Below are 13,684 nucleotides of genomic sequence, written 5' to 3' on the forward strand. Positions count from 1 at the left end.
GCAGCACCAGTGATCATGTTTTTAACATAGTCGGCGTGGCCTGGGCAGTCTACGTGCGCGTAGTGACGAGTTGGAGAGTCGTATTCTACGTGAGAAGTATTAATTGTAATACCACGTGCTTTTTCTTCTGGTGCAGAGTCGATTGCAGCGTAATCTTTCGCTTCACCACCGAATTTTTTTGCACATACAGTTGCAATTGCAGCTGTTAAAGTTGTTTTACCATGGTCAACGTGACCGATTGTGCCCACGTTAACGTGTGGCTTATTACGTTCAAACTTAGCCTTAGCCATGTTCATCTTCCTCGTTTACGTCGAACACAATGCTGAGTAAAACTCTGCCCCGACATATCGCCTAAAAATCTAGACACCTAATACTTGAAAAGCAGACTAATAAGCCTGCTTTTTAAAAAATTTTTGCGAATAATCGCTAAACTGTATCTGGAGCTCTTATCGAGATTTGAACTCGAGACCTCTCCCTTACCAAGGGAGTGCTCTACCACTGAGCTATAAGAGCGATAAATCCTTCGATGGAGCGGGAGACGAGGATCGAACTCGCGACATGCAGCTTGGAAGGCTGCCGCTCTACCAACTGAGCTACTCCCGCATCTATGTTGGTAATTACCACTTCTATCGAAGTTAATGGTGGTGGGAGAAGGATTCGAACCTTCGAAGCTTACGCGGCAGAGTTACAGTCTGCTCCCTTTGACCGCTCGGGAATCCCACCATTTCACACTTACTCAGTGTTCGTTCTTTACTTCACGATTTAAACTCTCTAAGATGGTGCCGGCACACGGATTCGAACTGTGGACCTACTGATTACAAGTCAGTTGCTCTACCAACTGAGCTATGCCGGCGTTTCTTAGTGTTTCGTACGTTTCGTATCGGAACGGTGTGCAGTTTAGCAAAACTTGAAATCCGTGCAAGTGTTTTTTTCAAAAAAACCGTTAAAAACTCATAAAATCAATCCATTTGATGATAATTCAACCGCTTTGATCACTGCGCGAGCTTTTATTTGGGTTTCATTCCATTCAGATTCAGGATTTGAGTCAGCAACCAAGCCTGCACCTGCCTGCACATAGACCTTATTTTCACGAATTACACAGGTACGAATGGCAATCGACATATCCATTTCGCCATGCCAGCCTAAATAACCAACAGCACCACCGAAAACGCCACGTTTTACAGGCTCAACTTCGTCAATAATTTCCATAGCACGAATTTTTGGTGCGCCTGAAAGCGTGCCTGCGGGGAAGGTTGCCTGAAAAACATCCAAAGCATCTACATCATCACGCACTTCACCCTGCACATTGGAGACAATATGCATGACATGCGAATAACGTTCGATCACCATTTGATCGGTGACTTGCACTTTACCAATTTTGGCAATACGTCCAACATCATTACGACCTAAATCGATCAGCATTAAATGTTCAGCGATTTCTTTTTCATCTGACAGTAAGTCTTGTTCCAAAGCCAAGTCTTCTTCTTTGGTTTTGCCACGCGGACGTGTACCCGCTAAAGGGCGCACGGTTGCAATGCCATTTTCCAAACGCGATAAAATTTCAGGTGATGAACCGACTATATGAAACGGTTGGTCGTCAGCCAAGGTTTTGCCCTGCACCAAAAACAAATACGGCGATGGATTAAGGTGACGTAAGGCACGATAAACCTGTAACGGTTCACCATCAAAATCCGACACCATACGATGCCCAGGCACCACCTGCATGACATCGCCTGCACGGATATATTCTTTAACTTTTTCAATTGACGCCAAGAATTTTTCTTTGCCTGTGAGTGATTCAAAATGTGGCGGTGTATGCTTTTGTGCTTTTAAGCTAATCGGCGTTGCTAAAACTTCTTCTAGTGCATCGAGCTGCTGTTGTGCCTTGTTATAGGCATCTGCCTGTGCTGCATCGGCATGCACAATTAAAAACAGGGTATCTTTTAAATTATCAAACACGATGACTGTTTTAGACAGCATCATCCAAATATCAGGCAAACCGACAGGGTCTGCTGTCGGCACATTTTTCAAACGTGGCTCAATATAACGAACCGCATCGTAACCAAAATACCCAACTAAGCCACCAGTAAAACTTGGCAATTCGGGTAAATCGGCCTGTGTAGGCACTTTAAACTGCGCTTGAAAATCGCGGATATATTGAAAAGGCTGTGCACAGTTTTGTTTTTCTACTGAACCATCTGCATGTTGAATGGTTAACTCGCCTGCATTGCAGGAAAAAACAGTAGATTCACCCAAACCAATAATAGAATAACGTGCCCAGTTTTCGCCCCCTTCTACAGATTCAAACAAATAGGCTTGTTGATGCTGTTTCAAACGTGCAAATACTGACAATGGCGTTTCGGTATCGGCCAGACGTTGGCGATATACAGGAATCAGGTTATAGCCCGCAGTTTTAAGTTGTTCAAATTGAGTCTGAGTGGTCATGTGAAGCTCCCTATTTCGATACACTAATTTTTTCGATAAGACGAAGTGAAGAATGATTTGCGTTTCTGACTAGTGTCGCCATCGAAATATGGGCATGACAGCCTGACTCATATTGATATCCTTTATAGCGGTTTGGGTTGAATTATGAATTGTTAAGGTTCACATCCTTAACAATTCAGTTAAATTATCCACGATTTGTTGTGGCTGACAATCGGCAATGGATTCACCATGATTATAGCCATAGCTGACTACAATACAATCAATACCCGCACGACGCGCAGCCTCTACGTCATTGGAAGAATCTCCAATCATTAACACTTGCGAAGGGTCAACCTGATAACGCTCGACACAGTGCAGCAATTGACGCGGATGTGGTTTACGTTCTTCAAAACGGTCCCCACCAATCACATCATCAAAATAATTTTGCATGTTTAAAGCTTCGATAATGGCACGTGCAGGTTGTTCAGGCTTATTGGTCACACAAACCAAAGTTTTGTTCTGCGCCTTTGCCCAATCCAAAAACTCAATAATGCCTGCAAAGGGCTGCGTATCGATGCACGGTTCAGCATTATAAATGTCTAAAAAGGTATTCAAGAGCTGTTGATGTTGCTCGGGATGCACAACCCCCATTAAATGCATCAACACGCTATGACAAAAAACAGCAGTGCCCTTTCCAACCCAAGTACGTACTTGCTCTAGAGTCACTAAAGGTAACTGCAGTGCATTCAAACTCATGTTCATGGCACGGTATAAGTCTGTGGCAGAATCTACTAGCGTTCCATCAAGGTCAAATAAAATAACTTGGCGTGTATCGAGCTGAGCAATAGACATCATTCCCCCCTAAATTGACAAAGGCATGCGATTGCATGCCCTGATTGTAAAGCAAAGGTCGCTTATTTAAACAATACCCATGCCAAAATAGCTAAAATCACCAACACGATTAGTGAAATTAAGCCAACAGATGCATTTTTTTGTTGTTCTCTCTCTTGTTCCACACGAGAAATAGGCTGCTCTACCGCAACTGGAGTAGGTTCAGCCTGAACCGCATGAATATCGACACCCTCTGGAATTGGTGCTGGCTTAGGTACAGCAACCCCTTGTGGCATCCCATCACGGTTTAATTGCACCGAACTGTCACGCTGATTCAATTCGGGCATGCCTTGCTCATTCATTTGCTGTGCAGCTGTTTTCTCTGTAGCTTCGGTTACTTTTTCTGCCGTTTCTGCCACATCTGCAGCATGTTCAAGTTCAACGGCTGGTGCAAACACAGAGAACTTCAGGCTAGCAAACTGCACAATATCGCCTTCTTTAAGCAAGGTTTCATCGGCAATGCGCAAATCATTCACAAAAGTGCCATTCGAGGAGTTTAAATCTTGCACGTAAAGTGCTTGGTCTTTCACTAAAAAAGCCGCATGTTTACGTGAAATTTCCGCCGATTGCAGCACCAAATCTGCACTTTGATGGCGTCCCACCAACATATCACGGTCGATACTAATTTCCTGGCCAGTAAATTCACCGCTAATTGCTTGTATTTTCCAAGTCATAAATAATTTCTCTGGTGTGATTTGGCAACATCATAACATGCCCTTAACCACAATCTGTGCAGGATACGATTAAGGTGTAGCACGAATTGTGGTTGTGGTAACCGTATTTTTGGTTTTACTCACTTCCTGCTGCGGCAATGCCACGCTTTGACGTTGTACCACAGGCTCAATTGCAACAGGTGTAGTCACCGTTGCCGTACGGTTGGCAGGCACAGCCGATGGCAGCGTTTGGTACACCCCTGCTTGTGGTGCAACCCGAGATACGGGCAAACGCTGCTGATAAACATCACTGACATTTTCAGGCAATTTGGCAAAGCTACCATCGGCATCCATGGCCAGTTGCAAACTATACAATTGACTATAGCGCTGCTGCGAAATACGACGAATATCCTGACTATCACCCACAATAGTCGGGTGGATAAATATCAAGAGATTACGCTTTTGATTGGATTGACCATCGGAACGGAATAAACGCCCAAGCCCTGGAATCGCACCTAAGCCCGGCACAGCTTGACGACTGTAAATTGAGTTATCTGAAATTAGACCACCCAAGACAATAGTTTGCCCATGCTCTGCTAAAATAGAAGTTTTAATGGCACGTTTACTGGTTACCAAATCCTGTGCCTGACCTTTATTGGCTTTGACATCAGACACTTCTTGTTCCACTTCAAGTCGGAGTGTGCCACCTTCACCAATATGAGGCACAACTTTTAAAGTCACCCCGACATCTTTACGCTCAATGGTGGTATACGGGTTTGCCACTCCGCCATTGGTGGATAATGAACCCGTTACGAAAGGAACGTTCTCACCCACCACAATATAGGCTTCTTCATTGTCCATGGTCACAATAGATGGCGTAGACAATAAATTGGATTTGGTTTTTTCTTTCAGCGCCTGAATCATCGCACCATAGAGCTTGCGTGAACCATCACGACTTTCGCGATAATCACCCAAAACCAAAGATGTACCTGCACCAATCGCACTACCTGCACCTGCTGCACCACCTGTCAAATAGCCTGCGGCAACATTTTTCAGACTGGCACCGATATTGTCAAAGTTAATCAAGCCAATGCCGCTACTTAAATCTCCTAGCGCCCACTGCACACCGAGCTGATCAGCATCAGTGCCTTCTACTTCAATAATCGCAGCTTCAATCAACACCTGTTGACGACGAGTATCTAGCTGCTGAATGGCCGATTCAATTTCACGCATCAGTTGCGGGTCTGCTTTAACCACCAAGGCATTTTGCGAACCATCGGCAATAATACTGACACCATTGCCATTAAAACTGGTGATGTTGTTTTGATTATTGCTATTTGAACTACCACCCAAATTAATACTTGGGGTGGAAATTGTAGATGAATTGCCCGTATTGTTATTGTTGTTACTCAGGTTGCTTGTACTACTATTATTACTGCTGTTGTTATTTGAGCCAGAACTGCTACTGACTGCTTGCCCCGACACCAAACCTTGCAAAATTTCCGCTAAATTCTGCGCACTGGCATATTTCAAACGGAAAACTTTTAAGCCGCCCAAACGGTCTGCGGCAGGCACATCCATCATTTCAATCATTTGACGAATGCGTTTACGGGTTGCAGTGTCACCTTTAATGATAATGCGATTGGTGCGGTTGTCTGCCACAATGCGCACACGAGAGCCTTTCACATCTTTGGCTGCCCCGGTCGAACTCATCGACTCAAGCAAACCAATGACTTCTTCTGCCTGACTAGACTGTAGACTAATCGCTTCAATGTCATTTTGCCCAGTACCATCCAAATTACGAATAATACTTTCTAGCTGGTAAATGTTGCTAGCACGGTCTGACACGATTAAGGCATTGGTGCCGCCCACTGCAGACAAATGTGCAAACTGTGGCATGAGCGGACGTAAAGCAGGAATCAGGTCATTGGCATTGGTATTTTCTAGCCAGATCACACGCGTCACAATTTGATCGCCACGTGCATTTTGACGGCCGTCATAGGGAATACCTGAACTTTTGACATTGCTGTCAGGCACAAGACGAATGGTATTGCCCGATGGAATGGCGACCACACCATTGACATTCAGCACCCCTAAAAACAGGTCATAGACTTCATTTTTATTTAAGGCTTTGTTGGAAATCACCGTGACATTGCCACGCACGCGTGGATCGACTGCAAAGTTCTTGCCCGTAATATCGGCCACTTCATTAATAAATGCAGTCAAGTCCGCATCACGTAAATTAATTTTCCAGGTTTGCGCATGACTTGCAGTACTCACCATTGCAACAAGCGGTGCAGCAGCCAGTAATGCCCAAAATGGACGCTCATGATTCAATAAAGCCATAATCTACTGTGTTTCCTAACCCTAAATATGCCTCTGCATTATTCAACATGCCGATTCATTTAAAAATTTTGTTGTATGGTCATCACCTGATCACCACGTTTTATTTCTAATTTCACCTGACCTTCACGACGCGCCTGTTCCAGTAACTGCACATCGTTTTGCCCTTGCCCGACACTCTGCCCATTTAAAGACAAAATACGGTCACCTGGTTGTAAGCCTAGTTTATTTCTTAACGCTGCGGGAGTCCGTGTGGTTACCTCATAACCGTTGCCTGTATTGGCCTCAACCCCCATTTCTTTTAAATATTGTTCACGGTCTTCCTGAATTCGCTGTACTGCTTGTCCAATTGCATTATTCGGTTGTGCAGGCGCTGTTGGCGCAACCATTGCGGGCGTATTACCACTGGAAATTAATGGGGCGATCGGTTGATTTAAACCATTCTCGATACCCTTAAACAATATCTCACGCGTAGCACCACTACTATGACGCAAAATCACTCGATCCCAATACACTTCTGCCAATTGATACTGACTAGAATCAATCACATCTCCCACACGGTAACGTTCAGCGACTTCATTCACTTTAATCACGGCCGATGAGAACTGACTCGGTTGTCCGACAACAACACCTTGCAAAGTCATATTTAATTGATCGTCTACCGTAGCGGCACGTCCAACTTCATGAAATAGTGCAAAAGAAGAAATATTCGGAATCTGTGGTTGCTGTGAGCCCAATTCCACCCGATCTACCTGCATAGCCTGCGGCGGTGCAAGCACCAGCCAAAATAAACTCGCCAGTTTCCAACACAAATACAAAATGAGCAGGGTTAACAATACAGGCGCAACACGGTCTACTTGCTTCCAATCTAAGTTGGCCCAACGCTCTGAAAAATCACGCATCAAAAGCCTCCTTTCAGTAAAGGCTGACGGGTACTGATAACATAAGTATCTAGTCCTGCTTTACCTTCATAAGAAGCAATATTCATCAACAAACGTTGGGTGAGTTGCACATCCAGCATCAAATTCTGATCAAGTGCAATATTCACCATTTTCTGTTCGCGTTGATCTCGGATATCGAATATCAATTTACCATTTTCGTCCGACAAACTGCCTTTTAAAGCAGGAATATTCATGCGGTCTTGGCGCTGCGCAAAACGATAAAGCAACTCACCCCCTGCCCACTGCATTTGTCCTTCTGACTTTGCAAAACCTTGTTGTTTTTTAAAATTTAAATGAACGTCTTTAAGTTGAATCGCATTGCTCGGCCATTGCCAGTCCACAACACTTTTTAAAGTCTCAGGCGCAATTTGACCTTCGAGTGATTGCAGTAAAATCGTGCCAAAACGATAAGCAACTATGCCTTCCAATTGTGTATTGCCGCTGTGCACTTCTACGTCGGCAGCAACACGCAGTAGTACCAAATCTAAAGGACGCGTATTCCAGCTTAAAGTGCCACGTAATTGTCCTTTTTGCCAGTCGGCTTGCCCCTGCCAAATGTTGCCACTGACATTATGTAAAGTCTGGTTGTTTTTATAAAATTTTGAAATCAACCACGCTGCAGGAATTTGTAATAACACAAAAATCAAAAATGCAATGAGGGCGAAAATCCACCACGTGATGTATTTGGGTTTCTTTATCATGCCACCACGACCAACCTTACTAATTTTTCTATGAATGACTTTTTATAACACTCACACATTATGCACACTTTTTCGGCATCGCCAATTGATACAGATAAAAAAAACCAAGCCGTATTGCTTGGTTTTTGAACTCTAAGTCAACTCAATGACAAATTGATGAAGCTTAGATTAGAAAATCTTCAAGTTTCGCGCCTTTTTCTAATTCAGCAACTAACCAGCGTGGTTGTTTACCACGACCCGTCCAAGTATCTGTTGGATTAGTTTTGCTACGATAACGTGGCTCTACTGTTTTACGTGGGCTTTTTTTACGCTTGCTTTCGCCAACTTCAAGAATTTGCTCAATGCTTAAACCTAAACCATCTGCAATTGCGATAATTTGATTATAGGCATCTTCAATTGCTTGATCTTTTTTCGTGGCAATTAATGCTTCAGCTTCAGCTTGTAAACGCTTTAACTCTTCAACAGATAAATTGCTAATATCGGGCATCATACTTACTCCAAAAACTATGCTTTTTTATATTCAGTTATTAAATTAAGCAGATTCATTACATTTTATCAAACCAAAGCTTTAATAAAAAATCCACTACTCTACGTATAAATAACAGTCGATATATTATGAACTGATTATTCAGTTTTAATCAAGAATATGCTGTACAGTTTTTTCTATTTTATGAATACTTGCGCGTACATTTTCAGGGATTAAGGTTTTTTGCATATTTACATGATCTACACAAACAATAACTGCTTCTGCCTGTGCCACTATAGTTTGTTGAGTTTCGCTGTAGATTAAATAATGCATACGCATAGCACTATTACGTAACTCTTCAACTCGAACCCCAATCTTTAATACATCAGGATAAACCACTGGGCGCATATATTGGCATTGATTAGATGCCACGACCGTGAACACGCCTTGCTGTAAAATTTTCAATTGATCAAAATAACATAAACGTGCACTTTCAATATAACGGTAATACACCACATTATTGACATGCCCAAAAGCATCCATATCACCCCATGCGACACGTTGCTCAAAAATAATAGGATAATCTGATAGTGTTAACACAATTCACCTTTAAATTTTAATTTCGACAAAATTAGAATTATTTTCAAAGATTAAATTTAACTGTTTTAATAATTCAGGCTGATCTTTTAAATTAGATTTAACCCTTAAATAACTCATTAATACATGTTCAGGATATAAAGCAAGTAATTGCTCTGCCTCTGAATAGCGTGCTGTTGCTGTAAAAATATGCCATTTGGCAAAACTAAATACAGGTAATGCAGGGTATTTCTGTTCCCAGATATTTATTTGTTGTTCAATTTTCACATAATCAGGCTGTTGTTTTAACAACTGTTGCTGGAACCATAAATAAAACACTTCCTGATTAAATTGTTCACTCAACAAATGTACAGCTAACTGTTCATGCTGTTGCGTCATATCAGGCAAACGTGAAAGTACTTTCAGCCACAACACCTGAATCGCATAACTTTGGCTAAAAATTTGTTCACCTAAATCTAAATAGCGCTGCTGCAATGCCTGTAAGTTTTCTGCATCTACCTGCTCAAACTGAATCAGTAATTGGGTTAGCCATTGTTGTTTTTTTTCGGCATCTAAATGGCCATATTTAGTCGAACGCAAATAATGCCAAGGATATTGCGTAGCAAATTGCCCCCACAAATCAATTAAACGCTTTTGATATGCCGTTTTAACTTTAAATAACCATGGCGATAATTCATGCTGATTTAGAAACTCTAAATGGGTTAAAGCCTGTTCAGGTTGCTGCTGCGCCAAATAAATTTCAATACGCTGAATTTCTGCCAATTCAAAAGCTGCAGCACTGCTTTGATTTAAAGCTGCCAAGGCTTGTGGATATTGCTGCTGAATGGAATACATACGTGCTTCCATCACCCCTTTCAGCAAACCTGACTGGGCAAAGACTTGTCGGACAAATTGGTGCTGATCCTCAGCAGCATCTAATAACCAAATGACTGCCAATTGCTCATAAGGATGTAGGTTTTTAAAATTAAATACCGTTTCGACTTTACGCTGCTCGCGGCTAAAATAGCGTTTTAACAGCAACCATAACACTTGCAACGAAACACTGATGGATAAGAAAAAGAACAACAGCAACCAGATATTGGTTTGTAATTGCCACTCACGCCAATACACATAAACATAGCCTGAACCATGTCCATAACTCAGCAAACTGAGCAGCGCAACGAGTACAAGACTAACCACCACATAGGCGAGTAGAATTTGTTTCATTTATACCGCCCCCAATAAAGCACGTGTTTTTAAGCTTGGCGTAGGTACAATATTTAAATTTTTAATTTTTTCTAATTGCTGAATCAATTGCTGTGCTTTTTGATCAGGTAATGACTGTAGCAGCTGGATAATGCCATTTAGTTCCTGCTGATATTGCAAATACTGACCTTGCATTAATACCTGACGTGCCAATAACAAACGCAATTGAGCTTCTTTTAAGATAATTTGGCGCTGCATTAAGGTGCTTGCAGGTTGTTTAGCGGCCTCAATACTGAGCCACTTTTGCCAAAAATAACGATCCTCTACATCGGCAGGGTTTAGCTCAGGCTGTTGAATTTGCAGTTTTAAATGCTGATCTAGCTGTTGTAACAACTGACTCACCTGTTGATATTGAGCATCACGCGTGGCAATAAACTGTTGGATTTGTTTTTGATCTTGCTGAATGACCTGATGCAGACTTTGTTTTAAGGCAGGTGCTAAGGCATAGTCAGTCAAATCATCTGCCAACACACTCATTTTTTCCAAAGCATAATGAAACTGTTGTTGCTGCAATGCGAACTCGACCAAGTCTAATTGCTGCGACACCACATCCATAGGCTGAATACTATTTTCCTGCACTTCGCTACTATACGCTGCAGATTGCTCTGAAGACGGCTGAGTATAATTACGGCGCTGCAAAGCCACCAATTGGTCATTTAAATTGGCATTATTTTTTTCGGCAAGATGCAAACTTTGGCTGAGTTGTTGTTGTTGCGCTGAAATTTGCATGACGTCATAACTCAATTTGACTATCCAGATCACAGCGATCGACGCAACGATCAGCATCAGTTTCTTCATAACTTTCCTTGCATACGCATGATTTGCTGCAATATTAATTCTGTTTTTAAATTGGTCAACTTCAGTATTTTATATTTTGTGTGATGCTGTGCCTGATAATCGAGCAAAATTTGTTCGAGTCGATCACCCAATACCCAATAATGACCTTTATTTAGTAAAGTGGCATCGTGCTGAATCAACATCAACCAATTTAACCAACTGGCCTCACTGCTAATCATCATCCAAAATTCTGAAGTTTGTATTAAACGGCTGCGGACTGCTGCCATTTTTTGCACAGAACTGGCAGGACACTCTCGCTGATACAAGACAAAGTTATGTACTTGCATGCCCTGATCAAGCAGGGTTTGCATCATAAATTGTCGCCCACCTTCGCCACGCCAAAATGCAATTTGCGTACCTGCTGCCAAGTTTTGCAAGCTCGCTAAGCTCAGCATCCCTTCAGAGGTTTCCACCTGCGGGATATCGCTGTGCACTCCATATTCACGCAGCACTTCTGCAGTTTTTTCACCCACAGCCACCCAGCGAATATGTTGTAAATCCTGCAATTGCAGATGACTTTGAGCCAAATACGCCATCCCAATTTCAACGGCTGTTGGGCTAACCACCACAATAATATGCGTATTAGGCAATTGGGCATACAGACTGGCTAGTTCAGCCGACCAAGGCCGTGCTGACAAGCGCAACAACGGCAAATCAATCACCTCAATGTGCTGTTGTTGCAAAGCCTGACTGAGCGCTTCAGCACGCCCCTGCGGGCGAGTATTGATAAAAATCATGGCTTAAAACAACAGACCACTATTGGTACAAAGCTTTGAGCAACTCACCTGCACCTTGCGCCAATAAGGCTTGAGCTAATTGTTCACCCAATTGTTCTGCCTGTTCAGGCGCACCAACTTGTACGGCTTTTAAAATAGTTTGCCCATCGACACTGCCAACACGGCCTTCTATCTGTAATTGACCATCTTGTAAGGTTGCATAGCCTGCAATTGGCACCTGGCAACCACCTTCCAAATAGGCATTAAAGGCACGTTCCGCACGTACACAAACATTGGTGTCTGCATCCATCAACGGTAAAATCAAATCCAATACCGCCTGATCTTGGCTACGACACTCCAAACCTAAAGCGCCTTGCCCAACGGCAGGTAAGCTCAGATCAGGCTGAATAGTATGACGAATACGCTGCTCCAAACCTAAACGTTTCAAACCTGCACTGGCCAAAATAATGGCATCATATTGACCATCATCCAGTTTAGATAAACGTGTTCCCACATTACCGCGTAAATCTATAATTTCTAAATCTGGGCGTGCTTTCAAAATTTGGCATTTACGGCGCAAACTAGATGTACCCACTTTAGCGCCCTGTGGCAAATCTGAAAAATGCGCATAGTGATTTGACACGAAAGCATCCAGCGGGTCTTCACGTTCACAAATGACCGCCAAATTTAAGCCCTCAGGCAGTGCCATCGGCACGTCTTTCATGGAGTGCACCGCCAAGTCGGCACGACCATCCATCAAAGCAGCTTCTAATTCCTTAACAAACAGTCCCTTGCCCCCAATTTTTGCCAATGGGGTATCTAAAATTTTATCGCCCTGCGTGACAAAGGTCACCAACTCAACGGTTAAATCGGCATGCAGTGCTTCCAAGCGGGCACGAATATGTTCGGCCTGCCATAACGCAAGCGGGCTTTGTCGAGTTGCAATTTTCAGGGTTTTCATCATAGTGACTAAGCAAGATCAATTTTGTTCATCTAAACTTAACCTGATCCCCTAAAAATGCAAGTCTATTTCTCTACCGATTGCTTGATCTATTTACAAAAAATGCTGGATTCTGCACAAAAATTAGAGTTTTTGGATGCGTTCTCTCAGCAAAGGTAAGTGTCTTCGGCTGACGGCTAAACGCTCATCCAGCTCACGGCAACGTACCTGATATTGTCCTGAATTGACCACTTCTAGCCCCTCCAAAAACTGAATCGACACTAAGGCATTTCGGTGAATCCGAATAAACTGATCACCAAACTCGGTTTCTAAATCTTTCAGCGTTTCATCAATCAGGACACTGCCATTTTTATGACGTACAGTGACATATTTCTGATCGGCTAAAAAATAGTAGATATTTTCTATTGGCACCAACTCTACACCGCGATAGGTTTTCGCCGCGATTTGGTGACGTTTTATTTTTAATTCGTCCATATTTTCTTTTTGTTTTAAATGACTCATCTGCGCTTGCGTGAGTTTTGTTAAATGATCTAAAACCTGTTGCAATTCCTGTTGCATTATCGGTTTTAACAAATAGCCTTCCGCATTGGATTTGAACGCATCAAGTGCGTGTTCATCATAAGCGGTACAAAACACAATGGCTGGCATAGGGTCAAGCTCACGTAAATGCTGAGCACAACTTAGACCATCCATTCCCGGCATTTGAATATCTAATAATATGACATCCGGCTGATGTTCATCCGCCAGTTCAATCGCCTGTTGCCCATGAGCTGCCGTTGCCACCACATGATGCCCCAGTTGAGTGACCAAACGTGATAATCGCTCTCTAGCTAGAGGCTCATCATCACAAATTAGGATGTCCATTTTTCCTCCTTTTTAAGTCAATAACTTTATTTTTATCAAGTCTAG

The 13,684-nt window shown here is 42.7% G+C and carries 14 protein-coding genes and 4 tRNA genes; all 18 read right to left on the reverse strand.

Annotation, left to right across the window (positions count from 1 at the left end; genetic code table 11):
- Window positions 1–290: GTP-binding protein (locus HHA43_RS04540; RefSeq protein WP_228284149.1), on the reverse strand; the 290-nt coding region annotated here is incomplete at its 3' end.
- Window positions 291–438: 148 nt separating this feature from the next.
- A tRNA-Thr gene (locus tag HHA43_RS04545) sits at window positions 439–513 on the reverse strand.
- A gap of 14 nt (window positions 514–527) precedes the next feature.
- A tRNA-Gly gene (locus HHA43_RS04550) sits at window positions 528–603 on the reverse strand.
- Window positions 604–639: 36 nt separating this feature from the next.
- A tRNA-Tyr gene (locus HHA43_RS04555) sits at window positions 640–723 on the reverse strand.
- Between the two features lie 54 nt (window positions 724–777).
- Window positions 778–853 (reverse strand) — tRNA-Thr (locus tag HHA43_RS04560).
- A gap of 98 nt (window positions 854–951) precedes the next feature.
- Window positions 952–2,445 (reverse strand): anthranilate synthase component I, encoded by a 1,494-nt coding sequence (trpE, locus tag HHA43_RS04565; protein ID WP_168418404.1) that lies wholly within the window; start codon window positions 2,443–2,445, stop codon window positions 952–954.
- Between the two features lie 159 nt (window positions 2,446–2,604).
- The gene (locus tag HHA43_RS04570) at window positions 2,605–3,276 is read right to left on the reverse strand and encodes a phosphoglycolate phosphatase (RefSeq protein ID WP_168525691.1); all 672 of its coding nucleotides are present in this window, start codon (window positions 3,274–3,276) and stop codon (window positions 2,605–2,607) included.
- 62 nt (window positions 3,277–3,338) lie between these two features.
- Complete coding sequence (locus tag HHA43_RS04575) at window positions 3,339–3,989, reverse strand: FHA domain-containing protein (protein ID WP_168418402.1); 651 nt, start codon at window positions 3,987–3,989, stop codon at window positions 3,339–3,341.
- A gap of 69 nt (window positions 3,990–4,058) precedes the next feature.
- Window positions 4,059–6,314: a type II secretion system secretin GspD gene (gene gspD, locus HHA43_RS04580; RefSeq protein WP_168541810.1), complete on the reverse strand. Its 2,256-nt coding sequence runs from the start codon at window positions 6,312–6,314 to the stop codon at window positions 4,059–4,061.
- A 59-nt stretch (window positions 6,315–6,373) separates the two neighbouring features.
- Window positions 6,374–7,213 (reverse strand): type II secretion system protein N, encoded by an 840-nt coding sequence (locus HHA43_RS04585; protein ID WP_168541813.1) that lies wholly within the window; start codon window positions 7,211–7,213, stop codon window positions 6,374–6,376.
- Window positions 7,213–7,953: a type II secretion system protein N gene (gspN, locus tag HHA43_RS04590; RefSeq protein WP_168525684.1), complete on the reverse strand. Its 741-nt coding sequence runs from the start codon at window positions 7,951–7,953 to the stop codon at window positions 7,213–7,215. The genes HHA43_RS04585 and gspN overlap by 1 nt, the downstream gene beginning before the upstream one ends.
- A gap of 163 nt (window positions 7,954–8,116) precedes the next feature.
- Window positions 8,117–8,443, reverse strand: a complete 327-nt coding sequence (locus HHA43_RS04595) for an H-NS family nucleoid-associated regulatory protein (RefSeq protein ID WP_168418399.1) — start codon at window positions 8,441–8,443, stop codon at window positions 8,117–8,119.
- Between the two features lie 144 nt (window positions 8,444–8,587).
- Complete coding sequence (locus HHA43_RS04600) at window positions 8,588–9,019, reverse strand: acyl-CoA thioesterase (protein WP_168525682.1); 432 nt, start codon at window positions 9,017–9,019, stop codon at window positions 8,588–8,590.
- Between the two features lie 9 nt (window positions 9,020–9,028).
- Window positions 9,029–10,222: a heme biosynthesis protein HemY gene (locus HHA43_RS04605; RefSeq protein ID WP_168525680.1), complete on the reverse strand. Its 1,194-nt coding sequence runs from the start codon at window positions 10,220–10,222 to the stop codon at window positions 9,029–9,031.
- A complete protein-coding gene (locus HHA43_RS04610; RefSeq protein ID WP_168541816.1) occupies window positions 10,223–11,059 on the reverse strand; it encodes a hypothetical protein in 837 nt (278 codons plus the stop codon).
- On the reverse strand, window positions 11,056–11,835 hold the full coding sequence (locus HHA43_RS04615) for a uroporphyrinogen-III synthase (protein WP_168418395.1): 780 nt from the start codon (window positions 11,833–11,835) through the stop codon (window positions 11,056–11,058). Before HHA43_RS04615 ends, HHA43_RS04610 begins: the two co-directional genes overlap by 4 nt.
- Before the next feature lie 19 nt (window positions 11,836–11,854).
- On the reverse strand, window positions 11,855–12,775 hold the full coding sequence (gene hemC, locus HHA43_RS04620) for a hydroxymethylbilane synthase (RefSeq protein WP_168460967.1): 921 nt from the start codon (window positions 12,773–12,775) through the stop codon (window positions 11,855–11,857).
- A gap of 123 nt (window positions 12,776–12,898) precedes the next feature.
- Window positions 12,899–13,639 (reverse strand): LytR/AlgR family response regulator transcription factor, encoded by a 741-nt coding sequence (locus tag HHA43_RS04625; RefSeq protein WP_104852924.1) that lies wholly within the window; start codon window positions 13,637–13,639, stop codon window positions 12,899–12,901.
- Window positions 13,640–13,684 lie beyond the last annotated feature (45 nt).

Source organism: Acinetobacter sp. A2 (assembly GCF_012371325.1).
Lineage (GTDB): Bacteria > Pseudomonadota > Gammaproteobacteria > Pseudomonadales > Moraxellaceae > Acinetobacter.

Bases quoted from the DNA above. Each gene is read 5' to 3' on its own strand.
- HHA43_RS04625 (WP_104852924.1), bottom strand. From the start codon at position 13,639: ATGGACATCCTAATTTGTGATGATGAGCCTCTAGCTAGAGAGCGATTA.
- trpE (WP_168418404.1), bottom strand. From the start codon at position 2,445: ATGACCACTCAGACTCAATTTGAACAACTTAAAACTGCGGGCTATAAC.
- gspD (WP_168541810.1), bottom strand. From the start codon at position 6,314: ATGGCTTTATTGAATCATGAGCGTCCATTTTGGGCATTACTGGCTGCT.
- HHA43_RS04585 (WP_168541813.1), bottom strand. From the start codon at position 7,213: ATGCGTGATTTTTCAGAGCGTTGGGCCAACTTAGATTGGAAGCAAGTA.
- gspN (WP_168525684.1), bottom strand. From the start codon at position 7,953: ATGATAAAGAAACCCAAATACATCACGTGGTGGATTTTCGCCCTCATT.
- HHA43_RS04570 (WP_168525691.1), bottom strand. From the start codon at position 3,276: ATGTCTATTGCTCAGCTCGATACACGCCAAGTTATTTTATTTGACCTT.
- HHA43_RS04610 (WP_168541816.1), bottom strand. From the start codon at position 11,059: ATGAAGAAACTGATGCTGATCGTTGCGTCGATCGCTGTGATCTGGATA.
- HHA43_RS04595 (WP_168418399.1), bottom strand. From the start codon at position 8,443: ATGATGCCCGATATTAGCAATTTATCTGTTGAAGAGTTAAAGCGTTTA.
- hemC (WP_168460967.1), bottom strand. From the start codon at position 12,775: ATGAAAACCCTGAAAATTGCAACTCGACAAAGCCCGCTTGCGTTATGG.
- HHA43_RS04605 (WP_168525680.1), bottom strand. From the start codon at position 10,222: ATGAAACAAATTCTACTCGCCTATGTGGTGGTTAGTCTTGTACTCGTT.
- HHA43_RS04575 (WP_168418402.1), bottom strand. From the start codon at position 3,989: ATGACTTGGAAAATACAAGCAATTAGCGGTGAATTTACTGGCCAGGAA.
- HHA43_RS04615 (WP_168418395.1), bottom strand. From the start codon at position 11,835: ATGATTTTTATCAATACTCGCCCGCAGGGGCGTGCTGAAGCGCTCAGT.